The sequence below is a fragment of the Gelidimonas denitrificans genome (genome assembly GCF_055694065.1).
In genome coordinates, this window is the sequence record NZ_CM146350.1 from 1,084,971 (window position 1) to 1,111,164 (window position 26,194).

Consider the following 26,194-nt stretch of genomic DNA (forward strand, 5'->3'; position numbering starts at 1 on the left):
ACCGACATGAACTTCTCTTTTCTCAAAAAATTTCTGCACGGCGCGATCGTGCCCCTGATTGCGCTGGCGCTGTGGCAAGCGCTGTCGTGGTTTGGATTGATCAATCCACAGATCGTGCCGTCGCCGCTGGCGGTGGTGCGCAAGTGGGGCGAATATCTGGCGCCAACCGAAGCCTACTCCCCGGAACTGGGGAATTACGCGCTGTGGCTGCTATCCGGTGAATTGCTGCACGACGCTTATGCCAGCATGTCACGCGTGATTGGCGGATTCCTGATCGGCGCGGTGCTGGCGCTGCCGCTCGGGCTGTTGATGGGGACCAATAAAACGATCTACAAACTGTTCGATCCGCTGATTCAGGTGCTGCGTCCGATTCCACCGATTGCGTACATTCCCTTGGCGATTTTATGGTTTGGCTTAGGCAATCCTCCCGCGTTCTTCCTGATCAGCATCGGCTCTTTCTTCCCGATCCTGATGAACACTATTGCCGGTGTGCGTCATGTCGATGGCATTTACATCCGGGCGGCGCGCAATCTTGGCGCCGGGCAAATGACCATGTTCCGGCGCGTGATTCTACCGGCAGCCACGCCCTATATTTTGACCGGCGCCCGGATTGGCATGGGGACCGCATTCATCGTGGTGATCGTGGCGGAAATGATCGCGGTCAACAATGGCCTTGGATTTCGGATTCTGGAAGCTCGCGAGTATTTCTGGTCGGACAAAATCATCGCCGGGATGTTTACGATCGGCTTCTTCGGCCTGGCAATCGATATGGCAATGAACGCGTTGAATAACCACTTGCTGAAGTGGCATCGCGGACTCGAGCACAACTAATCTGGAGACAATATGACAACCATCAGAATTGAAGCAGTCAACAAGGTATTTTCTGGCGACGGCGGCGATGTGGTAGCGCTCAAGGATATCAATCTGACGATTGCCGGCGGCGAATTCATTTGCTTGCTCGGCCCATCGGGTTGCGGGAAATCGACGCTGCTCAACGCCATAGCCGGATTTTCACATCCGACTTCGGGTGGCATTTGGGCCGGCGACGTGCGCGTCGCCAAGCCTGGCCCGGATCGCGGCATGGTGTTTCAGGAATATGCGTTGTTTCCCTGGATGACGATTCAGCAAAACATTGCGTTTGGCCTCGAAATCGCCGGACGTTCGGCGTCTGCGATCCGGGAACGGGTCGAATTATTGCTGAACATGTTGGGCCTGCATGAATTCCGGGATCGTTTTCCGAAGGACTTGTCCGGTGGCATGCGGCAACGGGTCGCCATCGCACGGGTGCTGGCGCTGGATTCCCCGATCATGCTGATGGATGAACCGTTCGGTGCACTGGACGCATTGACCCGCCGCAACCTGCAGGATGAGTTGCTGAAGATATGGAAAGAGTTCGGCACCACCATCGTTTTCGTGACCCACAGTATCGAAGAGTCGATCTATCTGGCTGACCGCACCATAGTCATGACGTATCGCCCCGGCACCATCAAGCGCGATGTGCGGATCGCGCTGCCGCGCCCACGCGACCCGAGCGACCCCGAGTTCAACCGCCTGAAACGGGAACTTGGTACGCTGGTGATGGAAGAGCAGCAACGCCATCGCCAGGATGAAATGCTGGCAACAACGGCGGATTGAGGCGCTCTATTGATCCGCAACGATGATGCGGCGGAAAGGATTTTCCAATAAACCAACCTTTCCGCAACTTCATTTTTACAATTTATGCTGGAGTATAGTAAAAAATACTGCTTCTTCCGCTTTATTTTATAGCGATTTAAAAAATACACTTGATAGTATATTTTTATTGGCAAGAAGGCTGAAAGGCTGGTCTTCTGCCCTGCCGAGTCCCCTTCGCCTGCCTGCCGCGGTGTATGATGGCGCGCCGGTCGATGCCGGGTGTGCATCGATGTTGTCACAAGGTGTGGTTTAAACGCGGAGTTCAGCCAGTGTTCGCTCATCGCAATCTCAAAAACTCGGTCATGGTAGTGCTGGCACTGGGCTTGCTGGTCGCAGTTGTGGTTTTTGCCTACTGGTTTGCGAAACGCCGCAGTCTGGACGATATGCATCGGATACTGGCGCCGCGTGCGGAGTTTTACGCGGCAACTCTCGACGGCATCCTGAGTAAATATGAATTCCTTCCCTTGGCGCTGGCGCAAAGCGCTGAAGTGGCCGATCTGCTGCAACACAAGGACGCGGCAAAGGTGGCGCGCGTCAATGGCTATCTCGAGGATATCAATGCCCGTGTCGGTGCCTTCGCCGTCTACGTGCTGGACCCTCAGGGCGTCGTGTTCGCATCGAGCAACTGGCGAGAGCTGACTTCGTATGTCGGCCAGAACTATGCTTTCCGACCGTATTTTGAACAAGCCATTCGCGGCGGGATCGGACGTTTCTACGGTATCGGCGTATCGACCGGCGAGGCCGGATTGTTCATTTCCCAACCGATTCGACGTGGCGGGCGCATCATCGGCGTCGCGGCGGCAAAAGTAAATCTTGACTGGATCGAACGGTCATGGCGAGCGCCGGGCGCAACCGAGCGGATATGGGTGACCGATTCCAATGGCGTAATCATCCTGTCCTCATTTCCCGGTTTGAAATTTACAACCCTGGTGCCGTTGTCGGATGCGCGCAGAAAAACGATTAGCCAGCAGCGCCAATTCATGCATGAAGCCTTGCCCTCGGTTGACCATCCGGTGCTGGAGCAATTTGCAGATGGGGCGAAGGTCATCTCTCTGACCCACCCGGCGCATGACCGTGCGGCACCCAGCGGTGAGTTTCTTGCTGTGGGGCGTCGCCTTGCACCTTTGGAATGGCAAATTACCGTGTTGTCCGATCTGGGCCAGGTGCGCGCGGTAGCCAGAAATGCGGCGCTCGCTGCGACGCTTGCCTGGGCGGTAGTATTGCTCGGCGTATTGTATGCAAGGCAACGCCGCCGGCGCATACATGAACGGCTGGCCGCGCAAGCAGCACTCAAGTGTGCCTACGATGAGCTGGAAATCAAGGTTGGACAACGGACTTCGGATTTGCTCGATGCCAATCAACGTCTGCAAGCCGAAGTGGCCGAGCGCGAGCGCGCAGAACAAACGCTGCGCTGCGCCCAAGCCGAACTGGTGCAAAGCGGGAAACTGGCCGCGATCGGACAGATGGCGGCGGGCGTCACCCATGAACTGAACCAGCCGCTGGCCGCACTGCAAACCTTTTCTGATAATGCCCGGGTATTCATTGCGCGGGGCCGCACCGAGGAAGCGCTGGAAAATCTTTCCATCATCTCCGATCTGGTTAAACGGCTTGGTTACATTACCTCGCAGCTGAAAGCATTTGCGCGGCGCAGCGACGATGCCAGAAGGCCAGCCCATGTGCAGAAAGCCTTCGCACAGACGATGCTGTTGCTGCATGCAAGAATTGCCGCAGAACAGATACAGCTGACAGCTGCGTGGCCGCAGCAGCCACTCGTAGTACTGTGTAGCGAGATCGGGCTGGAGCAGGTTCTTACCAACCTTTTGTCAAACGCGATCGACGCGATGGCCGAATCCGCTACCAAGCGGATCGAGCTCAAGACCGTGAACAATGCCGATTGCCTGGAAATCCACATCTGCGATACAGGGACCGGAATTCCTGCGACTCTGATCGAGAAGATATTCGACCCGTTCTATACCACCAGGGAGCAAGGCTTGGGGCTGGGGCTTTCGATTAGCGCAGGGATCATTCGCACCGCCGGCGGGCTGCTATCGGTTCGAAACCGGCCAAGAGAAGAGGGCGGCGGTGCGGAATTTATCATCAGGCTGACATGCGTATCCGAGTGTGATGCCGAAAAGAGGGAAACATGATGCAGGAGCGAAGCTTTGACGGCATGCAGGTCTTGTTGGTGGAAGACGATGCGATTGTCAGGAAGGGGGCCAAGCAGGCTCTGGAATTGGCCGGTCTGAGCGTCATCCCGTGCGCCACTGCCGAGCAGGCGCTCGAATATTTATCACCTGAGTTCCCCGGCATTGTGATCAGCGACGTGAAGTTGCCCGGTATCGACGGCCTGGAATTGCTGCGAATTGCAGTCACGCAAGATGCGTCGTTGCCGGTCATTCTGGTTACCGGCCATGGCGATGTCTCGATGGCGGTGAGCGCAATGCGGCAAGGCGCCTACGATTTCATCGAGAAACCATTCTCCGCCGATCTGCTGGTAGATGTGAGTTATCGCGCGCTGGATAAACGGCGCCTGGTGCTGGAAAACATCGATTTGCGACGGCAACTGGAAAACCGCGAGGGCATCGAGGCACGGATTATCGGGCGCAGCAATGCCATTGCAAAGGTACGGCAAGTTGTACTGAGTCTGGCGGCGAAGTCGGCGGACATCATGATCCTGGGCGAAACAGGCACGGGCAAGGAGCTGATTGCACGCTGCCTGCATGACTTCAGCGATCGCAGAGACCATCACTTTGTCGCGATTAATTGCGGCGCCTTGCCGGAGTCTATTTTTGAGTCCGAGCTGTTCGGTCATGAGGAGGGGACATTTACCGGCGCCAACCGGCAACGCATCGGCAAGATTGAATACGCTAGCGGGGGTACGCTTTTTCTGGATGAAATTGAAAGCATGCCGCTCTCGCTGCAGGTCAAGTTGTTGCGCGTGTTGCAGGAAAGGCAGGTGGAGCGGCTGGGGTCGAATCAGGTGATTCCGATCGATTTGCGGGTGATTGCCGCGACCAAAGACGATCTGCGCATTCTGGCCGAGCAAAACAAATTCAGGGCCGACCTTTACTACCGCCTGAATGTTGCCAGCATGACCCTGCCCGCGCTGCGGGATCGGCGTGAAGATATACCGCTGTTATTCGAATTCTTCGTTTTGCAGGGGGCGGTACGCTATGGCCAGACTGCCCCCTTGATCGGGATCGAATTATTGCGTGCATTGATGGCGCAGAAATGGTCAGGCAATGTGCGGGAACTGCGCAATATTGCCGATCGCTTTGTCTTGGGATTGCTCGACGAAATGTTGATGCCGTCCGGCATGCAGCGGGAAGGTTCGCTTGCCGAGCAGGTCGACGCATTTGAAAAATCCATTATCGAGGATGGTCTGCGGCGTCTGGAGGGTAATGTGGTTGCAGCGGCCGAGAGCCTGAATATCCCGCGCAAAACGCTGTATGACAAGTTGAAGCGATTTGAGATATCTACAGAAAAATTCCGATCCAGATGAATGAAGCGTCTGGCAAGGCTGGCTACAGTGCGTGGGTCGGATTCAGGATTTTCTTGCATGGATTAATCCGCAGTAATCACCCATGTAAAATGCGCTGCTGCAGCGTCGATGTGATAAAACCTTGCAACTACTGCCAGCAGAACTGAATATAGGCAATTGTTGAAAACAAGCGGCATTCAGGTGCAGGAATAAATAGAACGACCGTCTTAAATTATGTCTCGGTGTTTATGATTCGCTTTATAATTCAATTTCGTTTACGTTAACGTCAATTAAACTTCATTTGCAAACTTGCACAGTAAAGGCAGAACTATGAAAGTCTTGGTCCCGGTCAAACGCGTGGTGGATTACAACGTCAAGGTGCGTGTCAAGTCAGACAACACTGGTGTCGATATCGCCAACGTCAAAATGTCGATGAATCCGTTCGATGAAATCGCACTGGAAGAAGCGATGCGGCTGAAAGAAGCAGGCAAAGTTACTGAAGTTGTCGCCATTTCATGCGGCGTGACGCAATGCCAGGAAACCCTGCGCACCGCGATGGCCATCGGCGCCGATCGCGCCATCCTGGTCGAAACAGAATCCGACATCCAGCCGCTGGCCGTGGCCAAACTGCTCAAGGCGCTGGCCGACAAGGAACAACCGCAACTCATCATCCTCGGCAAACAAGCCATTGATGACGACTGCAACCAGACCGGCCAGATGTTGGCGGCCTTGCTGGGCTGGCCACAAGCCACTTTTGCTTCCAAAGTCGTGCTGGAAGACGGCAAAGTCACCGTCACCCGCGAAGTCGACGGCGGCCTGGAAACACTTGCTTTGACCTTGCCTGCGATCATCACCACCGACCTGCGCCTGAACGAACCGCGCTACGTCACGTTGCCGAATATCATGAAAGCCAAGAAAAAGCCGCTCGACACAGTCAAGCCGGCCGATCTGGGTGTAGACGTCAGTTCGCGCCTGAAGACCCTGAAAGTTGTCGAGCCAGCCAAGCGTAGCGCCGGCATCATGGTGCCAGACGTCGCCACGCTGGTTGCAAAACTCAGAAACGAAGCGAAAGTCATTTGATTCACTGAATGACGCATTGATCGATTTATTCATTGATTTACGGACGATAGGCGCAGATTGTGGCACCGCGTCCTTTTCACTTCATCCTGCTCATCCTGTTATTAGGAAAACATCATGGCTGTACTCGTCATTGCTGAACACGACAATGCTTCCTTAAAAGGAAGCACGCTCCACACCGTCACCGCTGCCGCCGCCTGCGGTAGCGATCTTCATATTCTGGTAGCGGGCCACAATTGCGGCGCTGCCGCCCAGGCCGCGGCCCAGATCGCCGGCGTCGCCAAGGTACTGGTGGCCGATGCCGCCGCTTTTGCCGACGGCCTGGCCGAGAACGTGGCGGAACAAGTGCTGGCAATCGCCAACAACTATTCCCACATCCTTGCGCCTGCCACTGCCTACGGCAAAAACATCCTGCCTCGCGTGGCGGCCAAACTCGACGTCGCTCAGATCTCCGAAATCACCCGGGTTGATGCGCCCGACACCTTCGAGCGTCCGATCTACGCTGGTAACGCGATCGCTTACGTACAGTCGAGCGATCCGATCAAGGTCATCACCGTGCGTTCAACCGGCTTCGATGCCGCTGCTGCCGGCGGCTCCGCTACAGTCGAAAACATCGCAGCGGTGGCCGATTCCGGCAAATCCGCCTTCATCGGGCGCGAAGTCGCGAAATCGGACCGTCCTGAACTGACCGCCGCCAAGGTCATCGTATCTGGTGGGCGCGGCATGGGTTCCGGCGAGAACTTCAAGATCCTTGAACCGCTGGCTGACAAGCTTGGCGCCGCAATGGGTGCCTCGCGCGCTGCAGTCGATGCCGGCTTCGTGCCGAACGACTGGCAAGTGGGGCAGACTGGCAAGATCGTCGCGCCGCAGTTGTATATCGCGGTCGGTATCTCGGGCGCGATCCAGCATCTGGCCGGGATGAAGGATTCAAAAGTCATCGTTGCCATCAACAAGGATGCGGAAGCGCCGATCTTCAGTGTGGCCGATTACGGTATCGTCGGCGATTTGTTCGATGTGGTGCCGGCACTCGTGGCGGAATTAGGTTAATTCGCCGATTTAACGGCATTAAAGCGATGGGACGTTTGGTCTTTGTCGCTAGATTGACAGGCACGCGCCTGTCAATCCGCAATAATTACAGGGTTTGTTAGCAATGGGTTCTTGACCGAGCCTATCGCTAACAGACCTATATTTTTGCCCATTTACTGGAGTTGGACGATGAGTTATGTTGCACCTTTGAAAGATATGCTGTTCGCGATGAATGAACTCGCTGGTTTGTCTGTCGTGAACGGCCTGCCGGGTTGCGAAGACGCTACACCGGAAACCGTTGAGGCGGTGCTGGAAGAAAATGCCAAGTTCTGTGGCGAGGTCATTGCCCCGCTGAATTGGGCGGGTGACCAGACGCCGAGTACTTGGCGTGATGGCCAAGTCACTACCACCAAGGGTTTCAAGGAAGCGTTCAAGGCCTACGGCGAAGCCGGCTGGCAAGGCGTGCAACATCCGGTCGAATTTGGCGGGCAGGGTTTGCCAAAACTGGTGGCAACGCCGTGCATCGAAATGCTCAATTCTGCCAACCTGTCTTTCGCCCTGTGCCCACTGCTGACCGATGGCGCGATTGAGGCGCTGATGACTGCCGGTACTGACGAACAAAAATCGATCTATCTGGAAAACCTGATCTCCGGTAAATGGACCGGCACCATGAACCTGACCGAGCCGCAAGCCGGTTCCGACCTGGCAGCAGTACGCACCCGCGCGGTGCCGCAGGGTGACGGCACTTACAAGATATTCGGCACCAAGATATTCATTACCTACGGTGAACACGACATGGCCGAAAATATCGTCCATCTGGTGCTGGCCCGCACCCCCGATGCGCCTGAAGGAGTGAAAGGCATTTCACTGTTTGTTGTGCCGAAATTCATGGTCAATGCCGATGGTTCGCTCGGTGCGCGCAACGATGCGCATTGCGTCTCGATTGAGCACAAGCTCGGCATCAAGGCCAGCCCGACCGCAGTATTGCAATTCGGCGACCACGGCGGTGCCATCGGTACTTTGGTCGGTGCAGAAAATCGCGGTCTGGAATACATGTTCATCATGATGAATGCGGCCCGTTTTGCGGTCGGGATGCAGGGCGTAGCTGTCGCCGAGCGCGCCTATCAGAAAGCCGTGCAGTTCGCCAAAGACCGCGTGCAGTCGCGCGACCTGGCCGGTTCCGCCGGGCCGGTAGCTATCATCCATCATCCGGACGTGCGCCGTATGTTGATGTCGATGCGCTCCCAGATTGAAGCATCGCGTGCGCTGGCTTACGTCGCCGCCGCCGCTTCCGACATCGCGCATCACCATGCTGATGATGCGACGCGCAAGACCAATCAGGCTTTTTACGAATATCTGGTGCCGATCATCAAGGGTTGGTCGACCGAGATGTCGCTGGATGTGACCTCCACCGGCGTGCAGGTGCATGGCGGGATGGGCTTTATCGAGGAAACCGGCGCGGCGCAGCATTATCGCGATGCCAGAATCCTGACCATTTACGAAGGCACGACTGCAATCCAGGCCAATGATCTGGTTGGCCGCAAGACGGTGCGCGATGGCGGTGCGACTGCCAAGACGATTATTGCCCAGGTACGTGCAACTGAAGCGGCGCTAGCGGCCCACTGCGTACAACATGCGTCAGCCGATCTGGCCGCCATCGGCACGCAACTCGCTGCCGGCGCGACTGTGCTGGAAGAAGTTGTTACTTATGTGGCCGGCAACATGAAGTCCGACATCAAGGCTGTGTTCGCCGGTTCGGTGCCTTACCTGAAGCTGGCGGGCATCGTGCTTGGCGGCTGGCAAATGGCGCGTGCGGCATTGATTGCCGACCAAAAACTGCAATCAGGCGAGGGCGATGCCAAGTTCTACCAAGCCAAGATCGGTACGGCGCGTTTCTTCGCAGACCACATCCTGTCGCAGGCGGCCGGCTACCGGACTGCAATTGTTGCGGGCAGCGCGGGCGTCTTGGCGCTGACCGAAGACCAGTTCTGATGTAGTTCCCGGTCTCCACGATGAAAGGGCAGCCTGACAGCTGCCCTTTTTTATTGCAACAATTGTTTAAGGAGAGCACGTCTGCGATTAATTATCAACCTAACCGGTAAACCCGGTTTGCACGCCAACGGATCAGTTCAAAAATGTCCGGGGGCGGCAGGATATTGAGTTTAATCTCAGGTTTAATCTATCTCAGTCCGGTTAAGCTATTGGTGGCGCTTGTCGATGCAGGTCTCAAGTTTTTGCATACCTGCGCACACCTAGATCCTCCGCTGCAATTTCCGGTGTCTTGTCCGACATCAAATCTGCCAGCAATTGTCCTGAGCCGCACGACATGGTCCAGCCCAAGGTGCCGTGGCCTGTATTGAGCCATAAACCGGGGATGGAGGTTGGGCCGATAATCGGAGTGCTGTCTGGAGTCATTGGCCGTAGTCCGGTCCAGAAGGTGGCTTGCTTGACATCGCCGCCGTGCGGGAATAAGTCGGTGACCACGTACTCCAAGGTCTCACGCCTGCTGTCATGCAGTTCCAGGTCGTAGCCGACCAGATTGGCCATGCCGCCGACGCGGATGCGGTCATTGAAACGGGTCACAGCAACTTTGTAGGTTTCGTCCAAAATAGTCGAGACTGGAGCTGCCGCTGCATCGGTAATCGGCACAGTGATCGAGTAGCCCTTGACCGGATAGACGGGAACATCCACCATGCCGCGCAACAGAGCGGTCGAAAAGCTGCCGAGCGCCACCACAGTTGCATCCGCTTCCACAGTTTCGCCTGCCGAGCGCACCCCCCTCACTTTGCCGCCTTCGATCACCAGACTGTCAATACTGCGGTTGAACAGGAAACGTACCCCGGCAGCTTGCGCCAGTGCGGCGAGTTTGGTGGTGAAGAGTTGGCAATCGCCAGTCTCGTCGTTGGGCAGGCGCAGGCCGCCGCTCAATTTGTCTTTTATCTGCTCCAATGCAGGTTCGGCACGACTGAGTTCATTTCTGGTGAGTAACTCGAACGGTACGCCCATCTCATGCAGGACCGCGATATCCTTGGCAGTGTCATCTACTTGCTTCTGGGTGCGGAATACTTGCAAGGTGCCCTGTTGACGTCCTTCGTAATCGATGCCGGTGTCGGACCTGATGGTCTTGAAGCAATCCCGACTATATTCGGCCAGCCGCACCATGCGCGCCTTGTTGACCGCATAGCGTTTCTCGGTGCAATTGGCTAGCATCTGGGTCAGCCATTGCAGTTGAAACAGTGAGCCGTCCGGCTTGAGAGACAAGGGCGGATGTTTTTGCAGCAACCACTTGATCGCTTTCGCGGGTACGCCTGGGCCGGCCCAGGGTGATGCGTAGCCAGGGGAGATTTGTCCGGCGTTGCCGAAGCTGGTCTCCAGTGCGACTTCGGGCTGGCGCTCGATTACAGTCACATCATGCCCTGCACGTGCCAGATACCACGCGCTGGTGACGCCGACTACACCGGCTCCAAGAATCAGAATGCGCATTAGAATCTCCTGAAAAAATACATATATATTATTAAGTATTGCTATGGTAGTGATTACAATCTAGTAAATGTTCATGTATTTCAGTGTTTTAAAGGAAAAAATAATGCGTATTCAACGACAACCTGTGCGCACTCTGGATAAGCTAGATCGCAAGATACTGACGCTATTGCAGCAGGATGGCCGGATGGCGATGACTGAATTGGCTAATGCGGTCGGCCTGACCATCACCCCTTGCATCGAGCGCGTCAAGCGCATGGAGCGTGACGACATCATTACCGGTTATCACGCGCGTGTTAACCCCTTGTCGCTGGATGCGGGTTTACTGGTGTTTGTTGAAATTACGCTGTCGGCCAAATCCGGGCGGACTTTTGATGATTTTCGACGCGAGGTGGTGCGGATTCCGCAAGTACTGGAGTGTCATCTGGTCTCGGGCGACTTCGATTACATCATCAAGGCCCGCATCAAGGAGATCGGCCAATATCGAAAATTGCTGGGCGATATCCTGCTGCAGTTGCCGGGAGTAACGCAATCAAAAAGTTTTGTCGTAATGGAGGAGGTCAAGGAAACATTGACGTTACCCACAGACGTATGACTCTCTGGCTCATCCGAAAGCGCCGCCGGTCAGTAATAGGTCCGAAATGCGCGCCATCGCAGCAATCAGAGCGGTCGCACCGGTGCCGACAGTCAGTACCAGCAATATTGCCAAAGGCCAGTCCGACATAGATTGTCGTCCTGAATTGGGATTGAAGCGCGCATCCCATACATCATCGGACGTGACGCCGATAGTCAGCGATTCGATGCATCCCGCCAGCACAGACAGGACGAACAGACAGCCTGTAAACATCCAGGGTTGATCAGGTGCCATCAGAGCGATCAGCACAGAGATCGGAAGACTGGCAAAGTGTAGCCACGCCCATTTGTCTTGCCAGCCATGTAAATACACCCGATGCAGGCCCATACCGCCCAGAAACGTGGCTAAAAAAGTGGCAACAGTCTTGTTTTTGTGGCGAGAGCACATAATTTCGTTAATTATGGTTAATTAATACAGGGAGTATGGCTTAAAACGCATAGTTTTCCGCATATATATTGGATGTTATTTAAAATGCACTATAGAGTATAGTGCATGACCATGCGGTATTTTTGAAATTCATAGCCTTGTAGCGATTCTGCTGAGTTTGAACTATTATTCCGGGCATTGTCCGGGCGACTGTTAAGCCAATGTTAAATATCTGATAAATGGAAGTCTTGATAGCGCCGAGTGCAGATGGTTTTGCCATGGTTGGCAACTGCGCGCAGCCGGCAATATGTTTCTTGTTGCAGTGGCCGTGGTAATCAAGCTATAATTTACGGCTTTTTCCGCATTCGAACACTTTTTTGGAAATAAATATGGTCGTCATTCGTTTAGCTCGTGGAGGCGCAAAAAAGCGTCCTTTTTTCAATATCGTAGCAACTGATTCACGCAATCGTCGCGACGGTCGTTTTATCGAACGTATCGGTTTTTATAATCCGATGGCTGCAGGTGGTGAGGAATCGATTCGCATTGTGCAGGATCGTCTGGCTTACTGGCAGGGCGTTGGCGCACAATTGTCGCCTACAGTGGCTCGCCTGGTTCAGGCTGGCAAAAAAGTAGCTGCTTAATTGTCGCTTAAAGTTGTAGCAGGGGTGCAAATTCCTGCCGATTTAGTGCTGGTGGGGTACGTATCTGGTGCTTACGGAATTCAAGGCTGGGTTCGTATCAGGCCATATTCTGCTGACGCTGATGCGCTGCTGAACGCAAAAAAATGGTGGTTTGACCGGCCTGATGTGCATGATGTTGATGTGATTCAGGCAAAGTTGCATGTTGACGATGTCGTTGCGCAATTGGTCGGAGTCTCAGGTCGTGACGCGGCGGAAGCGCTGAAGGGTACCGCTATACAGATTCCTCGCAGCCATTTTCCTACTCTGGCAGATGGTGAATTTTACTGGGTTGATTTGATCGGCCTGGATGTCAATGATCTGGAAGGTGCGCCTCTGGGCGTCGTCCAGGATTTGATGAGTACCGGTGCGCATCCGATTCTGCGTGTGGCGGTGGTGGATCTCCAAATTAAGGATAAACCGGCACGGGAGTTATTGATTCCTTTTGTGGATCAGTTCGTCAAGACGGTTGATTTGCAAGCGCGAAAAATTACGGTCGACTGGGGTCTGGATTATTAGATTCCCGCATACTATGTTCTTGATCTGGCTGGCATTGTTGGGATAAGGAGGCGAGATGCAATTTGATGTCGTCACGCTCTTTCCTGAGATGTTTGTTGCGCTGACGCAGTCCGGCGTTACAAGGCGTGCATTTGAACAAAAAAAATGTGATTTGATGTTGTGGAATCCGCGTCAGTTCACGTACGACAAGCATCGCACCGTAGACGACCGGCCGTATGGCGGTGGACCAGGGATGGTGATGCTGGCTCAGCCTCTGGATGCAGCCATTGACGCTGCCAAGCAGCGTCAGAAAGCGTTGGGTTTGCCTGTTCCAAAAGTGGTGTATTTGTCGCCACAGGGTAAGGTGCTGAATCATCGGCGTGTAATGGAATTGACCAGGCAGCCTGGGCTGGTGCTGCTGTGCGGGCGTTACGAGGCGGTTGATCAGCGTTTGCTGGACGCCTGTGTTGATGATGAAATCAGTCTCGGCGATTTTGTTCTCTCCGGCGGAGAATTGCCTGCGATGGCCTTGTTGGATGCGATTATCCGGCAATTGCCTGGTGTGTTACACGCCGAGTCATCTGCAATTGAAGATAGTTTTGTCAACGGTTTGCTCGATTGTCCGCACTACACAAGGCCGGAGAACTATCATGAAGTGCTGGTGCCTCCAGTATTATTAGGTGGGAACCATGCAGATATTTATAAATGGCGACGTCAGCAGGCGCTCGAAGCAACTGCCAGGAAACGTCCAGACCTGTTAGCTAAAGCGCGTGAGGAAGGTTTGCTTACAGTTGCAGATGAGAAATTTTTAAGGTGTTTTTAGTAGATAGTAAAGAGCGGCTAAAACCATTTGGTTTGCCGTATGTTTAATCCCATCCTCTACTGGGCAATGGTGGAAAATCAAATGCGCCAGCAAGATGGTATATGGAGTTAAAAATGAATTTGATTCAACAACTTGAGCAAGAAGAAATTGCTCGCTTGGACAAGAATATCCCAGAATTTGCACCTGGCGATACCGTCATCGTCAATGTGAACGTTGTAGAAGGTACGCGCAAGCGCGCGCAGGCTTATGAGGGTGTGGTTATTTCTCGTCGTAACCGTGGCTTAAATTCCAACTTCATCGTTCGCAAGATTTCTTCTGGTGAAGGCGTCGAGCGTACATTTCAGTTGTATTCTCCATTGATTGCTTCAATTGAAGTCAAGCGTCGTGGTGATGTTCGTCGCGCCAAACTGTATTACCTGCGCGAGCGTTCAGGTAAATCGGCACGTATTAAAGAAAAATTGCCAAATCGTCGTACGGTGGCAAAAAAATCCGCATAACGTCGGGTATGTGTTTTGTGTGAAAAAAGGGCGCCCGATGGTGCCCTTTTTTTGTTGAAGCAGAGGTGACTTTTGTCCAAACTGATTTTTGACCCGAAAATTGCACCAGTGGTGTCGATTGCAGGCGAACTGGCGGTGCCATCGGAACACCTGGTGTCGTCGTGGCTGCGACAGCGCTTTGCCAGTCCGCCGGTGTGGCACCCCGAAATCACAGACGAACACGGCTTGAGATTGCAGCGATTGCCGCTACGCCCAGCATCGGTGCTAATTCCTCTAGTGGCTAGAGAGGGTGGGATGACTTTGCTTCTGACCCAGCGTACTGCACATTTGCATGATCATGCGGGGCAGGTCAGTTTTCCTGGCGGCCGTGCCGAAAAAATCGATGTGTCGGCCATTGAGACCGCCTTGCGGGAAACTGAAGAGGAAGTTGGTATTCATCGTAGTCGTCTGGATGTATTGGGCACCTTGCCCAACTATTGCACTATTACCGGTTATCTTGTTACTCCGGTAGTTTCAATCGTCACGCCTCCATTCGATTTCGAGCCAGATCCTTTTGAGGTCGCCGAGATTTTCGAGGTCCCGCTCTCATTTTTGATGGACGGTGCGCATCATCAGCGCCGCACAACCGAATTTCCGGCGGGACTTGGTCGCCGAACATTCTATGCCATGCCTTATGAACGATTTTTCATATGGGGTGCGACTGCAGGCATGCTGCGTAACCTGTTCCATTTTTTGAGAGCTTAATTTATTGTTGCTGCGGTATGCTCTCAGGATGGCATCGTTTACTGTAAATTCCGATTATAGAATTATGTTTTTCCATATTATCGTCAGTCCTCTGTTTTTTTCTGATCGTATAAAGCTGTTTGATTCTATTGGTGCGCTAGGTTAAGGTAGAGCTTCACTGATTTTTAAGATGTTCCAATGACCTTTCTCTCCATACTTTGCGCTTTGTTGATTGAGCAACTCAAGCCGTTACGCGCGGACAATCCGATTTATACCGAAATCAAAGCTCTGGCAGTCCGTGCGGAAGGCTGGTTCAACGCCGGTCAGGCTCATCATGGACAGCGCGCCTGGATTTTCATGATGCTGGCACTAATGTTGCCCACCATATTGATTTATTGGCTAAGCATCAAAATCAGCCCGATTGCTGCCTTTGCCTGGAATGTCTGTATCGTGTATCTGACGCTCGGTTTCAGGCATTACAGCCATTTTTTTACTTCTATTCAATTGGCATTGAATGCCGGCGACGATGTGACCGCTCGTAACTTGCTGGCAGAGTGGACTCAACAGGATACAGTCGGTATGGATGTTGCTGAAATATCGAGGATTGCAGTCGAAAAAGCCCTGATTTCCACACATCGGAATGTGTTTGGTGTTTTTTTCTGGTTCCTGATGCCATTGGGCCCTGCCTGCGCAGTCATGTATCGCGTTGGCGAATATCTGGCACGTGCTTGGAATGATTCAGATCGCGTGGGTAGCAAAACGTTTGGCCAGTTTTCTGCCCGCGCGTTTTATATCATCGACTGGATTCCGGTGCGTTTGACGGCAGTGGCATTTGCCATAGTGGGCAACTTTGAAGATGCCATTTATGCTTGGCGCAATTTTGCAGGTAACTGGAAGGATGAAGCGATTGGTATCATCCTTTCCTCTGGCGGCGGTGCCATGGGCTTTCGGCTTGGCACACCGTTTGAAAATGCGATCGACATATTGCCTGTAGATGCCGCTATAGTGGACTCGATTGCCATTGAAGTTGATAGCGCACCGGGAGATGAACCATCGATCCGTGCGCTGCAGAGTACGGTGGGTCTGGTGTGGCGCGCACTCTTACTTTGGATGTTATTGCTCTTGCTATTGTCGATAGCAGTCTGGCTGGGTTAGTCTTCCAGAGGCTATTGGTTGCTATCGATTTCATATTGTGGCTTGCTTTTTCGTGCACAAGTCTTCTATAAGATATAATACGTAAGAATTTTAAAGGCTTGATGCTACATAATGGCGGCAAGCAAACCTGGATAGCAGATATTATAGAAATTAGCTGCAAACATGGCGCATAAAGATATAGATCCAATCATTAAAGAGTTTTTCATACTCGGCATTAATAGTAATGGAAAACAGTTTCGCCCAAGCGATTGGTCTGAACGCCTATGTGGGGCCATGTCCTGCTTTCAGCAGGGTGGAGGCAGAAACGCCCATCTCCAGTATTCGCACTATGTGCGTCCGATTCTGCTCAATGGCATTCGTTCAGTAGTGGTGAACGAAAAATTGCGCCTGATTGAGCCGCTGGCATACCATTTTGTTGTTGATTTTGCAAAAGATAATGATTTGCAAGTGGTCGATGCCTGTTTGCTGCCCGAGCCTGATAAGAAAAAAATCTAAAAATGTCTTTCCTAGCTGCAATCGTAGCTGATTTTCTTGCCTGCGCTGCTTAAAAATCAATTATTTGTTGAGAGTAAGAAATTAGATGCGGTGCGCCCAGACTACTTTACATTTGAAAATGGATTGATGGATTGATGGATCGACAAAATAGCAACAACTTCTGAGATTACTTTTGGTAAGGTAACGTATTTCTAACCATACTGCAATAATTAACGGTACTGAGATGGGGCTGTCGAGTGCCTTTAATGAAGTAGTTCCCCTATGTATTTTCAAGTATTCAAGTGTGGTGTGCTTGATTTTTTCATCAGTATCGTGTTTTTTGCTTACTCCAAAAACGGCTACTTTAGTATAGTAAAGAATGTAAAAAAGGAGAGCTGTTGCTCTCCTTTTTTACATATAAAATCTGGCTGTTTTGTTAAAATAAAAACAGTCCCTCAGATTAACTGCGTGTTTCTACCTGTGATAACGGTTCCGTCGATAACGATGGCAATGGCTTGCGCTCGCGATGCACTTCCACGGGGGGAGCAATTTTGTCAGCAGCTTCCTGTGCTGCGCGCAATTTCTCTGGATCGGTAGTAGCTTGCATAAGACCAGCCGAGGCAAGTACTTGCTGCAAATCGAGAGCGGTGCTTGGCATTGAAACTGCAGAGATGGGGGTAGATGCAATCGGTGTTTCCTCCTCAATCGGAACAGCAACTGCAACTGGCACAGTTACCTCAATCATCTCAACTGGAGCAACCACCTTACTCGGAGTAGCCATTTCATGCGGTGCAGTGGATTCACTTGATGTCGTTTCTGCATCATTAATCTCGACAACAGGTATTGGAGCAATAGCGGTCGGTGCCGGGGTTATCTCGATGAACGCATTTACCGCGATTTCAGGCACTGTCTCGATCCGGGTTGTAGCAGGTGCTACGATGGACACGGCGTCAGATACTATTGGCGTCGAGTGAACCATATTGGCCCAAGTTGATTCAACAGTTGCTTCAGTTGCCTCTGTAACGGCATTATCATCGACGAATTCGAGTTCGTCTCCGGCCTCGCGATCGCGACGGTTGCGGTTGCGGCCACCACGACGGCGGCGGCGGCGCGGCTCATCGCCCTGCTCACTGGTTTCTGCGCTCGTTAGGGCGGCATCTTCCATAGTCGATTCGCTGCTATCCGTATTGTCGGGTAGAAGTATTGGTGCAGCAACAGCAACAGCAACAGATACAGTACTGGCGTCGGCGGCCAATGGTAGCGACGGAAGCGGCAACGCCTCTTCAATTTTCAACTCCGCAGCATCGGAATCCTTATTTTCAACGCGGCTGCGTTGCTGCCGCTCTCCACTATTGCGACCACGACGACCTTCATTTCCTTCTTCAACTTCGCGTGGCGGCCTGGGTTGGCGCGGAGGGCGTGGCGTGCGTATTTCCATAGCCTCGCTTACGACGGGCTTGACTATTTCGTCACTGACATCAAGCCGTGCAGCGTCACGTTCTTCGCGGTTGCCACGGTCTTTGCTATTGCGACCGCCTCGGCTGCGCGGGCCGCGGCTGTTGCGCTCATTGCGTTCGCGGCTTGTTTGTGGTTTTTCCTCATAGATAATGACTGGAGTGGCAACGGTCGTGAGCGGTTTTTTGCCGAACAACAAGTCCATGAATTTGCTTAAGAAACCTTCCTTAGCCGGCTTTTTCGCTGCCTCTGCAGAGGTGTTTGCCAAAGGCACCGCTACCGGTGTGCGATCTACCAGCGGGGCAGGTTGAGATGGCGTGATTCCTTTGACCATAGCTTCCTGGCGAGGCTTTATTTCCTCTTTTTGGCGCTTACCGTAACCGATGTCGGTTTCAGCCTCTTCCACCATAGTATAGCTGGCCTGGCTGTCTTCCAAGCGCGGATCGTCCAGTTTGATACGTTCGAGTTTATAGTGTGGTGTTTCCAGGTGTTTGTTCGGAATCAGGATTACGGTAACGCGATGACGAGTCTCTATTTTTAGTATTTCGCCACGTTTTTCGTTAAGCAGGAAGGCTGCGACATCCACTGGAGCCTGTACGTGGATGGCGGCCGAATGTTCTTTCATCGCTTCTTCCTGGATGATGCGCAGGACTTGCAAAGCGGAAGATTCGGTGTCGCGGATATGGCCAGTGCCGTTGCAGCGCGGGCAGGTTACATGGCTGCCTTCTGATAGTGAAGGGCGCAAACGCTGGCGTGACAATTCCATTAGTCCGAAACGGGAAATTTTGCCCATCTGGACCCGAGCACGATCATAGTGCAGCGCATCTTTCAGGCGGGTTTCAACTTCACGCTGATTTTTTGCGTTCTCCATGTCGATGAAGTCGATCACGATCAAACCGCCCAGATCCCGCAGGCGCATTTGGCGGGCAACTTCTTCGGCCGCTTCAGCGTTGGTATTGAAAGCCGTGGCTTCGATATCCGAGCCGCGTGTTGCGCGCGCTGAATTGACGTCGACTGATACCAGTGCTTCAGTATGGTCAATCACAATCGCGCCGCCGGACGGCAACGGCACAGTCCGCGAATAAGCGGTTTCGATCTGATGCTCGATCTGGAAGCGGGAAAACAGTGGTACGTCATCGCTATAGCGCTTGACGCGATGCACCATGTCGGGCATCACATGGCTCATGAACTGGTGTGCCTGTTCGTAAATGCCATCTGTATCGATCAGGATTTCGCCGATATCTGGCTGGAAATAATCGCGAATAGCGCGGATCACCAAAGAAGATTCCTGGTAAATCAGGAATGCACCCGGCGCTGACTTGCCGGCACCTTCAATCGCACGCCAGAGCTGCATCAGATAATTTAAATCCCATTGCAGTTCGTCCACATTGCGCCCAATTCCTGCTGTGCGGGCAATGACGGACATGCCGCCTGGCAAATCCAGCTTGTCCATGGTTTCGCGCAGTTCCTGGCGGTCTTCGCCTTCTACTCGGCGCGACACACCGCCGCCGCGCGGATTGTTCGGCATCAGAACCAAATAGCGGCCCGCCAGTGAAACGAAGGTGGTCAGAGCAGCGCCTTTATTGCCGCGTTCCTCTTTTTCCGCCTGCACCATGATTTCTTGGCCTTCACGCAAGGCATCCTTGATCGAGGTATTGCGGACATCAACACCTTCCTTGAAGTAGCCGCGTGCGACTTCCTTGAACGGTAGGAAACCGTGACGTTCTTCACCATAATTGACGAAGCAGGCTTCCAGAGAGGGTTCGATGCGGGTGATGACACCCTTATAGATGTTTGACTTACGCTGTTCGCGTCCGGCCGCTTCGATATCGATATCGATGAGTTTTTGCCCATCGACAATAGCGACGCGCAATTCTTCTTGCTGCGTGGCATTAAACAACATGCGTTTCATGTATATGCTCCATGGCCAAAAGGCCAGCTTAAATGCTGTCTGATCTGTTTGTTAGCAGGCAGCAAATGTATAGGGATGCACGCAAAACGATAGCTTGGGGAGAGAATTGCCTTATTCTGAAGAAGACGGGCCATAGGCGCCGAATTCAACATGGGCGCGGATGGAGTCAATCTGTTTGCCGAGTGCGCACATCGTCAGTGGTGCTTCTGTCGTCGAATCTATCGATTCAGATGCTTGGCGGTGAGCAGTTAAAATGAGCTAAACAAATTACGGGTTTAGCGAAAGCGGCAATAGTAATCAACCACATCAACCAGCAAGCCTTCTTTTATGTTTAGTATGAAGGTGGGCTTACCGGCAATATATCCTTGTAATCCAAGCAATCTTTTCCAACATCCTTTACGTTATCCGATTACAACAACGGTGCAACCTTGATTCGCACAGAATGGTACGTACACATCTTTTCCACCGAATTTGCAAATTGGCGAGGCCAGTGGAGACGCCCCTGTGTAGAATGCCTTTATTATTCTTACACTTGCGACGGTTTTTAACTGTAGCGAAATGATTATATATTCAAAATGAAAGACTTAATGAGATTTTCTGGGAATGAGGCTCAAAAGCCGGTTCATCATCCGGAGTTGCAAAACCAGTCGCCCGCGCGATTCGTCCATATCGCTGAAGAAGAAGCCGGGCAGCGGATCGACAATTTTCTGCTGCGCGTATGCAAGGGTGTGCCAAAAAGTCATATTTACCGGATTTTGCGTTCTGGGGAAGTTCGCGTCAACAAAGGGCGGATTGATCAAACATATCGGTTGCTGCCGGGCGATATGGTGCGTATCCCGCCGATTCGCGTATCGGAAAAAAAAGTGCAATCGGTACCTGGTGCGGAATTTAAAATATTGCTGGAGGATAATCATCTTCTTGTGATTGATAAACCTGCAGGTATAGCTGTACATGGAGGCTCTGGAGTAAGTTATGGTGTGATAGAACAGTTGCGTGCAGCCCGTCCTGATGCGAAATTCCTTGAACTGGTGCATCGACTGGACCGCGATACCTCAGGTATTTTATTGCTGGCGAAAAAACGCTCTGCCTTGGTGCTTCTGCATGAACAGATCCGTGAAAGGCAACTGGATAAGCGTTATCTGGTACTCGTGCATGGTGATTGGCAAAATCAACGACAGCATGTCAAATTGCCTTTATTTAAATACACTACGTCCGAAGGAGAGCGCAGGGTGCGGGTGCAGGCGGATGGCTTGGCATCGCACACCGTGTTTACATTATTAGAAAATTATGGAGCGTTTGCATTGCTTGAGGCAGAATTGAAAACAGGCCGCACACACCAGATTAGGGTGCATTTAGCATCAAGCGGATTTGCGATTGCAGGTGACGATAAGTATGGCGATTTTGCCCTCAACCGTGCATTGTTAAAAGCGACTGACACGCGTGGTGTACTAAAACGCATGTTTTTGCATGCGCATCAAATCACTTTTAATCATCCCGAAACGGGCAAGCCTGTGACTTTAAAGGCAGCACTGGCGCCGGAATGTGAAAATTTCTTGAAAAGCATGATGCGTGTTTGAAAATGCCGCGTTAAATTGATATAACACGAGCCTATTAAAGGCCGCTTTTAACGCTTTACCAACATATGAATTAATGGAGTTGGCAGTATGTGCTGCCAAAAAAATGGCAAGAAAGCAATTTGATTTAATCGTGTTCGATTGGGATGGCACCCTGATGGATAGCACTGCGACCATCGCTAAATGCATTCAGTCATCGGCCAGGGATTTGGGCTTGCCGGTTCCGGACGATAAAACGGCATCGCACGTGATTGGATTGGGTTTGCAAGAAGCCATGGAGGCCGCGTTGCCTAGCGTCAACCCAAAATATTATCCGCGCATGATCGAGCGTTATCGTTACCATTATTTGACTAAAGACCACGCATTGACCTTATTTGAGGGCGTTCCTAAGATGCTGGCAGAGTTATCGCAAGAAGGGTATTTTCTTGCTGTAGCAACCGGCAAGAGCAGGGTTGGCTTGAATCGAGCTCTAGACGCTGTCAATTTGTTGTCTTTATTTGATGCGACACGTTGTGCGGACGAAACCTTTTCCAAGCCCCACCCAGCCATGCTGCAAGAATTAACCCGTGAACTTGGTCAGGATGTAAAGCGCACAGTCATGATCGGCGATACCACGCACGATCTGCAGATGGCTGCCAATGCAGGTGCCGCCGGCATTGCCGTAGAGTATGGCGCGCATCCAGAGCATCAATTGCGAATAATGAACCCGTTGTTTTCAGCCAGTTCCGTGCCTTTGTTACATGACTGGTTGTGTCGGTACGCGTAAATGAGAATAGTCGATGTAATCATTCCAATCTGTGGTTCGGATGAAGTCCAGGAAGGTGGAAATGGGGTGCGTTTTCTCGTTACTGCGGGGGGAGAAGATGCCGTGGGCTTCGTCGTACGTCATAAAGGTATCGTGCGTGGCTTTCTGAACCGATGCGCGCATGTTCCAATGGAACTAGATTGGAATCCAGGTGTTTTTTTTGAATCCAGTGGCTCATATCTCATGTGTTCAACACATGGGGCACTTTATACTCCAAGTACAGGAAATTGTGCCGGAGGACCTTGCCGTGGTGCAAACTTGCGGGTAATAACAGTCCTTGAAGTCGATAACGAGATTTTTTGGCAGGCGGATGACTACATTCGCCCGGCAATGGCCTGATACAGTATCTCGATAGTTAAACGGCAGCAATTATTCCCGTCATTTTTTCGTAAATATTCTATCAATCGCTTCGAAGCCGCGTTTGCATTTTGCGGCCATCAGGGCAAACGTAAATAGCTAAAACCATGAATGATAATGACTTCGACAGTTTATCTAGGAAGAATTCAATGGACCAAATGAAATCCGACAATAAAAAAGATGGATGGGAGCGTGAGGTGTTGGAAAAATTAGCTTTTTCCACAATCAGGGAGCAGCGAGCAAGCCGTCGTTGGGGAATATTTTTCAAGCTTTTAACGCTTTCTCTCCTTTTTTATGGCTTTTGGCTGATATTCAATCTGGGTGATGCCACTATGAGCACGCAGGGTCGCCATACCGCGCTGGTAGAGATTAATGGGACAATTGAAGCCGGAGGCAGTGGTGCGGCTGATGTGGTTGTTCCCGCGCTGAATAATGCATTTTCTGCAGATTCGTCCGTTGGCGTCATTTTGCGTATCAATAGTCCCGGTGGAAGTCCGGTGCAGGCTGGCATGATCAACGACGAAATTGTGCGGATGCGAAAAACGTATCCGGGCAAGCATCTTTATGTTGTCGTTGATGAAGTTTGCGCATCCGGCGGTTATTACATTGCTGCGGCCGCAGATAAAATTTATGTCAATAAAGCCAGTATCGTCGGTTCTATTGGAGTGCTGATGGATGGTTTTGGCGTAGCTGGTTTGATGGAAAAGCTCGGCGTTGAGCGTCGGTTGCTTACTGCAGGAAGTAACAAGGGTTTCATGGATCCATTTTCGCCGCAATCTGAAAAAGATAAAGCTTATGCTCAAACCATGCTGGATGAAATTCATACGCAATTTATCGATGCGGTACGCAAAGGCCGCGGAGCGCGCCTAAAAGAGTCGCCCGAGATATTTTCCGGTTTATTCTGGAGTGGGGCCAAGGCAATTGAGTTGGGCTTGGTTGACGGGCTGGGAACAGTTGATACAGTCGCTCGCGAAATAATTAAAGCTGAAGATATTGTCGATTACACCGAGCATGAAGGCTTGCCTGACCGAGTCTTGAAAAAATTTGGAGCTGCGGTGGGGGCCGCAGCGGTCAAGTCGGCATGGCATGGCACTCTGCCGATTTTGCGATAAATGATGGCAAACTGAGTCCGGGGAAAAAGTATCTTTGGATGCAGTTTGAGGGGGTTTTTTTGCCGCAGCGTTACAAAGAACTGCAAGCTTAATAAATAGAGATATTCTTGCTTTTGTTTTTTAAACGCAAATATTTCCTTGTAACTTTTGAGTCACTGCCTATATTTAGAATGTGATCAGTTGGTTCCGCAAGGAGGTGAATATTCACACAATATTTGAGTTTTAGAAGTAATAAGTTTGGATACGAGAACACTACTCGTAACCGCATTCAATGCGGCCTGAGGAGTATGATGCTCCTTAAAAATGCTCCCACAATACAAGGGGAATGAAAGCGGCGGCGCAATACCGCCGTTTTTATTTGATTCTGAGTTTTCTTTCTGCGGTCGGGTAGCGCCTGTTCGCAGATGCAAAGAGTGCATCTTGGCGGAGTCCAGCCATCGTTCGACCAACCCAGTTCTCTGAAAAAAAATAGCGTTCACCAGGATCAGGCTCTCCTCATCCATCCTTGATGCTTACCTGACAGATTTACTCAGGTTTGCTATACTTGACAAAATCGTTTGGGAATTAAATGAATCTTTAATGGTTTGCTGAATGTGTTTTTAGGATTGGGGTTTTGATGCGTCTGACAACAAAAGGCCGTTTTGCGGTGACTGCCATGATTGACTTGGCTTTGCGTCAGGATAATGGCCCTGTCAATCTGTCTGGCATCAGCCAGCGGCAGGAGATTTCACTTTCTTATCTCGAGCAACTGTTTGGCAAGTTGCGTCGCCATAAGATTGTAGAGTCTGTGCGTGGTCCAGGAGGGGGTTACAGCTTGGCGCGCAAGGCCGAGGATGTAACGGTGGCAGACATTATAATTGCGGTTGATGAGCAGCTTGACGCGACCCAATGTGGTGGCAAGGAAAATTGTCAGCACTCGAAACCGGAAACCGGTGGCCGTTGCATGACGCATGACCTGTGGACAACCTTGAATGCAAAAATGGTCGAATATCTCGATTCCGTGTCGCTCAAGGATCTTGCTGATCAGCAAATACAAAAGAATACTGAACAAAACGTGATTGTCATGCAATCGCGTCGTACCCACGTCGTCGCCTGATGATATTTGGAGCTTGAGAATGAATGCACCGTTGGAAAAAAGCCTGATCGAGTCATTGAAGGCACCGCATTTCCCTATTTATATGGACTATTCTGCAACAACGCCGGTTGATCCACGCGTTGCTGACAAAATGATCCCTTATCTGCGTGAGCAGTTTGGCAATCCTGCTTCGCGTAGCCACCTGTATGGTTGGTCGGCTGAAAAAGCCGTGGAGGAGGCGCGTGCGCAAGTCGCCGCGCTGGTGAATGCCGATCCGCGCGAAATTATCTGGACTTCCGGCGCTACCGAAAGCAATAACCTCGCTATCAAGGGCGCAGCCCAGTTCTACAAGACCAAGGGCAAACACATCATCACCGTCAAGACCGAGCACAAGGCAGTGCTCGATACGGTACGCGAACTGGAGCGGCAAGGCTTTGATGCAACCTACCTGCAGCCGCAAGAAAATGGCTTGATTACGATTGACCAATTGAAAGAAGCGATCCGTCCCGACACGATCCTGGTATCGGTGATGCTGGTCAATAACGAAATCGGCGTAATTCAACCAATCGACGAGATTGGCGAGCTATGCCGCGCCAAAGGCATCATTTTTCATTGTGATGCAGCCCAGGCAACCGGCAAAGTGGAGATCGACCTGGAAAAGTCCAAGGTTGATCTGATGACTTTCACCGCACACAAGACTTATGGCCCGAAAGGTGTTGGCGCACTGTACGTAAGGCGCAAGCCACGGGTACGCATCGAGGCGCAAATGCATGGCGGCGGACATGAACGCGGCTTGCGTTCCGGCACCTTACCGACGCACCAGATCGTTGGCATGGGTGAGGCTTTTCGTATCGCCAAGGATGAAATGGCGACAGAAATGGTCCGCATCAAAGCGTTGCGTGACCGTCTGGCCAAGGGTTTACAGGATATTGAAGAGGTCTACATCAACGGCGACATGGAACACCGTGTGCCGCACAATCTGAATGCAAGCTTCAATTTCGTCGAAGGCGAATCGCTGATTATGGCGATCAAGGATATCGCGGTATCGTCCGGCTCCGCCTGCACTTCGGCCAGCCTGGAGCCTTCCTATGTATTGCGTGCGCTGGGTCGTAGCGATGAACTGGCGCATAGCTCGATTCGGTTCACCATCGGCCGTTTTACAACTGAAGAAGAAATTGATTTCACCATCGAACTAATGAAATCCAAAGTGGCTAAATTGCGCGAACTGTCGCCGCTATGGGACATGTACCAAGAAGGAATCGACATCAGCTCAATCAAGTGGGCAGCCCACTAAGCTGGATTTTTTCGTATAGAAATGT

25 protein-coding genes are annotated in these 26,194 nt (G+C 51.9%); 22 read left to right on the top strand and 3 right to left on the bottom strand.

Annotated features, from left to right (window positions below):
• Nucleotides 1-6 precede the first annotated feature (6 nt).
• From FKCLFG_RS05075 to FKCLFG_RS05110, 8 genes are all read left to right on the top strand, one after another.
• Nucleotides 7-831, top strand: coding sequence for an ABC transporter permease (locus tag FKCLFG_RS05075; protein WP_472615141.1), 825 nt, complete (start codon nucleotides 7-9; stop codon nucleotides 829-831).
• A gap of 12 nt (nucleotides 832-843) precedes the next feature.
• A complete protein-coding gene (locus FKCLFG_RS05080) occupies nucleotides 844-1,635 on the top strand; it encodes an ABC transporter ATP-binding protein (RefSeq protein WP_472615142.1) in 792 nt (263 codons plus the stop codon).
• 22 nt (nucleotides 1,636-1,657) lie between these two features.
• Nucleotides 1,658-1,927 carry a hypothetical protein gene (locus FKCLFG_RS05085; RefSeq protein WP_472615143.1) on the top strand — a complete coding sequence of 90 codons (270 nt, stop codon included), beginning with the start codon at nucleotides 1,658-1,660 and terminating at the stop codon, nucleotides 1,925-1,927.
• 16 nt (nucleotides 1,928-1,943) lie between these two features.
• Complete coding sequence (locus FKCLFG_RS05090; protein ID WP_472615144.1) at nucleotides 1,944-3,821, top strand: sensor histidine kinase; 1,878 nt, start codon at nucleotides 1,944-1,946, stop codon at nucleotides 3,819-3,821.
• Nucleotides 3,821-5,176, top strand: coding sequence for a sigma-54-dependent transcriptional regulator (locus FKCLFG_RS05095; protein WP_472615145.1), 1,356 nt, complete (start codon nucleotides 3,821-3,823; stop codon nucleotides 5,174-5,176). Before FKCLFG_RS05090 ends, FKCLFG_RS05095 begins: the two co-directional genes overlap by 1 nt.
• 309 nt (nucleotides 5,177-5,485) lie before the next feature.
• A complete protein-coding gene (locus FKCLFG_RS05100) occupies nucleotides 5,486-6,235 on the top strand; it encodes an electron transfer flavoprotein subunit beta/FixA family protein (protein WP_472615146.1) in 750 nt (249 codons plus the stop codon).
• A gap of 114 nt (nucleotides 6,236-6,349) precedes the next feature.
• Nucleotides 6,350-7,279 carry an electron transfer flavoprotein subunit alpha/FixB family protein gene (locus FKCLFG_RS05105; protein ID WP_472615147.1) on the top strand — a complete coding sequence of 310 codons (930 nt, stop codon included), beginning with the start codon at nucleotides 6,350-6,352 and terminating at the stop codon, nucleotides 7,277-7,279.
• Between the two features lie 168 nt (nucleotides 7,280-7,447).
• Nucleotides 7,448-9,250, top strand: coding sequence for an acyl-CoA dehydrogenase (locus tag FKCLFG_RS05110; RefSeq protein WP_472615148.1), 1,803 nt, complete (start codon nucleotides 7,448-7,450; stop codon nucleotides 9,248-9,250).
• A gap of 234 nt (nucleotides 9,251-9,484) precedes the next feature.
• On the opposite strand, the gene FKCLFG_RS05115 is transcribed toward FKCLFG_RS05110, so the two are convergent.
• A complete protein-coding gene (locus tag FKCLFG_RS05115; protein WP_472615149.1) occupies nucleotides 9,485-10,741 on the bottom strand; it encodes a D-amino acid dehydrogenase in 1,257 nt (418 codons plus the stop codon).
• Between the two features lie 103 nt (nucleotides 10,742-10,844).
• On the opposite strand from FKCLFG_RS05115, the gene FKCLFG_RS05120 reads away from it, so the two are divergent.
• A complete protein-coding gene (locus FKCLFG_RS05120) occupies nucleotides 10,845-11,333 on the top strand; it encodes an Lrp/AsnC ligand binding domain-containing protein (RefSeq protein ID WP_472615150.1) in 489 nt (162 codons plus the stop codon).
• A gap of 9 nt (nucleotides 11,334-11,342) precedes the next feature.
• Here FKCLFG_RS05120 and FKCLFG_RS05125 read toward each other — a convergent pair whose 3' ends face one another.
• A complete protein-coding gene (locus FKCLFG_RS05125; RefSeq protein ID WP_472615151.1) occupies nucleotides 11,343-11,759 on the bottom strand; it encodes an NINE protein in 417 nt (138 codons plus the stop codon).
• 368 nt (nucleotides 11,760-12,127) lie between these two features.
• Here FKCLFG_RS05125 and rpsP point away from each other — a divergent pair, with 368 nt between their 5' ends.
• From rpsP to FKCLFG_RS05160, 7 genes are all read left to right on the top strand, one after another.
• Nucleotides 12,128-12,379, top strand: coding sequence for a 30S ribosomal protein S16 (gene rpsP, locus FKCLFG_RS05130; protein WP_472615152.1), 252 nt, complete (start codon nucleotides 12,128-12,130; stop codon nucleotides 12,377-12,379).
• Nucleotides 12,380-12,934 carry a ribosome maturation factor RimM gene (rimM, locus tag FKCLFG_RS05135; RefSeq protein WP_472615153.1) on the top strand — a complete coding sequence of 185 codons (555 nt, stop codon included), beginning with the start codon at nucleotides 12,380-12,382 and terminating at the stop codon, nucleotides 12,932-12,934.
• Between the two features lie 55 nt (nucleotides 12,935-12,989).
• A complete protein-coding gene (trmD, locus tag FKCLFG_RS05140; RefSeq protein ID WP_472615154.1) occupies nucleotides 12,990-13,736 on the top strand; it encodes a tRNA (guanosine(37)-N1)-methyltransferase TrmD in 747 nt (248 codons plus the stop codon).
• 113 nt (nucleotides 13,737-13,849) lie between these two features.
• Nucleotides 13,850-14,233, top strand: a complete 384-nt coding sequence (gene rplS / locus FKCLFG_RS05145) for a 50S ribosomal protein L19 (RefSeq protein WP_472615155.1) — start codon at nucleotides 13,850-13,852, stop codon at nucleotides 14,231-14,233.
• Nucleotides 14,234-14,305: 72 nt separating this feature from the next.
• The gene (locus tag FKCLFG_RS05150; protein ID WP_472615156.1) at nucleotides 14,306-14,977 is read left to right on the top strand and encodes a CoA pyrophosphatase; all 672 of its coding nucleotides are present in this window, start codon (nucleotides 14,306-14,308) and stop codon (nucleotides 14,975-14,977) included.
• 177 nt (nucleotides 14,978-15,154) lie between these two features.
• A complete protein-coding gene (locus tag FKCLFG_RS05155) occupies nucleotides 15,155-16,111 on the top strand; it encodes a CobD/CbiB family protein (RefSeq protein ID WP_472615157.1) in 957 nt (318 codons plus the stop codon).
• Between the two features lie 162 nt (nucleotides 16,112-16,273).
• The gene (locus FKCLFG_RS05160; protein ID WP_472615158.1) at nucleotides 16,274-16,606 is read left to right on the top strand and encodes a DUF3579 domain-containing protein; all 333 of its coding nucleotides are present in this window, start codon (nucleotides 16,274-16,276) and stop codon (nucleotides 16,604-16,606) included.
• Nucleotides 16,607-17,045: 439 nt separating this feature from the next.
• On the opposite strand, the gene FKCLFG_RS05165 is transcribed toward FKCLFG_RS05160, so the two are convergent.
• Nucleotides 17,046-19,952: an Rne/Rng family ribonuclease gene (locus FKCLFG_RS05165; RefSeq protein WP_472615159.1), complete on the bottom strand. Its 2,907-nt coding sequence runs from the start codon at nucleotides 19,950-19,952 to the stop codon at nucleotides 17,046-17,048.
• A 575-nt stretch (nucleotides 19,953-20,527) separates the two neighbouring features.
• Here FKCLFG_RS05165 and FKCLFG_RS05170 point away from each other — a divergent pair.
• From FKCLFG_RS05170 to FKCLFG_RS05195, 6 genes are all read left to right on the top strand, one after another.
• The gene (locus FKCLFG_RS05170) at nucleotides 20,528-21,529 is read left to right on the top strand and encodes an RluA family pseudouridine synthase (protein WP_472615160.1); all 1,002 of its coding nucleotides are present in this window, start codon (nucleotides 20,528-20,530) and stop codon (nucleotides 21,527-21,529) included.
• Between the two features lie 103 nt (nucleotides 21,530-21,632).
• On the top strand, nucleotides 21,633-22,292 hold the full coding sequence (locus tag FKCLFG_RS05175) for an HAD-IIIA family hydrolase (protein ID WP_472615794.1): 660 nt from the start codon (nucleotides 21,633-21,635) through the stop codon (nucleotides 22,290-22,292).
• Nucleotides 22,293-22,670, top strand: a complete 378-nt coding sequence (locus tag FKCLFG_RS05180; protein ID WP_472615161.1) for a Rieske (2Fe-2S) protein — start codon at nucleotides 22,293-22,295, stop codon at nucleotides 22,668-22,670.
• 167 nt (nucleotides 22,671-22,837) lie between these two features.
• On the top strand, nucleotides 22,838-23,800 hold the full coding sequence (locus FKCLFG_RS05185; protein ID WP_472615795.1) for a S49 family peptidase: 963 nt from the start codon (nucleotides 22,838-22,840) through the stop codon (nucleotides 23,798-23,800).
• A 616-nt stretch (nucleotides 23,801-24,416) separates the two neighbouring features.
• Nucleotides 24,417-24,896, top strand: a complete 480-nt coding sequence (iscR, locus tag FKCLFG_RS05190) for a Fe-S cluster assembly transcriptional regulator IscR (protein WP_472615162.1) — start codon at nucleotides 24,417-24,419, stop codon at nucleotides 24,894-24,896.
• Between the two features lie 19 nt (nucleotides 24,897-24,915).
• Nucleotides 24,916-26,169 carry an IscS subfamily cysteine desulfurase gene (locus FKCLFG_RS05195; RefSeq protein ID WP_472615163.1) on the top strand — a complete coding sequence of 418 codons (1,254 nt, stop codon included), beginning with the start codon at nucleotides 24,916-24,918 and terminating at the stop codon, nucleotides 26,167-26,169.
• Nucleotides 26,170-26,194: the final 25 nt, after the last annotated feature.

Bases quoted from the DNA above. Each gene is read 5' to 3' on its own strand.
- FKCLFG_RS05100 (WP_472615146.1), top strand. From the start codon at position 5,486: ATGAAAGTCTTGGTCCCGGTCAAACGCGTGGTGGATTACAACGTCAAG.
- FKCLFG_RS05185 (WP_472615795.1), top strand. From the start codon at position 22,838: ATGGACCAAATGAAATCCGACAATAAAAAAGATGGATGGGAGCGTGAG.
- FKCLFG_RS05165 (WP_472615159.1), bottom strand. From the start codon at position 19,952: ATGAAACGCATGTTGTTTAATGCCACGCAGCAAGAAGAATTGCGCGTC.
- FKCLFG_RS05125 (WP_472615151.1), bottom strand. From the start codon at position 11,759: ATGTGCTCTCGCCACAAAAACAAGACTGTTGCCACTTTTTTAGCCACG.
- FKCLFG_RS05120 (WP_472615150.1), top strand. From the start codon at position 10,845: ATGCGTATTCAACGACAACCTGTGCGCACTCTGGATAAGCTAGATCGC.
- FKCLFG_RS05115 (WP_472615149.1), bottom strand. From the start codon at position 10,741: ATGCGCATTCTGATTCTTGGAGCCGGTGTAGTCGGCGTCACCAGCGCG.
- FKCLFG_RS05110 (WP_472615148.1), top strand. From the start codon at position 7,448: ATGAGTTATGTTGCACCTTTGAAAGATATGCTGTTCGCGATGAATGAA.
- FKCLFG_RS05160 (WP_472615158.1), top strand. From the start codon at position 16,274: ATGGCGCATAAAGATATAGATCCAATCATTAAAGAGTTTTTCATACTC.
- FKCLFG_RS05180 (WP_472615161.1), top strand. From the start codon at position 22,293: ATGAGAATAGTCGATGTAATCATTCCAATCTGTGGTTCGGATGAAGTC.
- FKCLFG_RS05085 (WP_472615143.1), top strand. From the start codon at position 1,658: ATGATGCGGCGGAAAGGATTTTCCAATAAACCAACCTTTCCGCAACTT.
- iscR (WP_472615162.1), top strand. From the start codon at position 24,417: ATGCGTCTGACAACAAAAGGCCGTTTTGCGGTGACTGCCATGATTGAC.
- rplS (WP_472615155.1), top strand. From the start codon at position 13,850: ATGAATTTGATTCAACAACTTGAGCAAGAAGAAATTGCTCGCTTGGAC.
- FKCLFG_RS05095 (WP_472615145.1), top strand. From the start codon at position 3,821: ATGCAGGAGCGAAGCTTTGACGGCATGCAGGTCTTGTTGGTGGAAGAC.
- FKCLFG_RS05105 (WP_472615147.1), top strand. From the start codon at position 6,350: ATGGCTGTACTCGTCATTGCTGAACACGACAATGCTTCCTTAAAAGGA.
- FKCLFG_RS05195 (WP_472615163.1), top strand. From the start codon at position 24,916: ATGAATGCACCGTTGGAAAAAAGCCTGATCGAGTCATTGAAGGCACCG.
- FKCLFG_RS05170 (WP_472615160.1), top strand. From the start codon at position 20,528: ATGAAAGACTTAATGAGATTTTCTGGGAATGAGGCTCAAAAGCCGGTT.
- FKCLFG_RS05175 (WP_472615794.1), top strand. From the start codon at position 21,633: ATGGCAAGAAAGCAATTTGATTTAATCGTGTTCGATTGGGATGGCACC.
- FKCLFG_RS05155 (WP_472615157.1), top strand. From the start codon at position 15,155: ATGACCTTTCTCTCCATACTTTGCGCTTTGTTGATTGAGCAACTCAAG.
- FKCLFG_RS05080 (WP_472615142.1), top strand. From the start codon at position 844: ATGACAACCATCAGAATTGAAGCAGTCAACAAGGTATTTTCTGGCGAC.
- trmD (WP_472615154.1), top strand. From the start codon at position 12,990: ATGCAATTTGATGTCGTCACGCTCTTTCCTGAGATGTTTGTTGCGCTG.
- FKCLFG_RS05075 (WP_472615141.1), top strand. From the start codon at position 7: ATGAACTTCTCTTTTCTCAAAAAATTTCTGCACGGCGCGATCGTGCCC.
- rpsP (WP_472615152.1), top strand. From the start codon at position 12,128: ATGGTCGTCATTCGTTTAGCTCGTGGAGGCGCAAAAAAGCGTCCTTTT.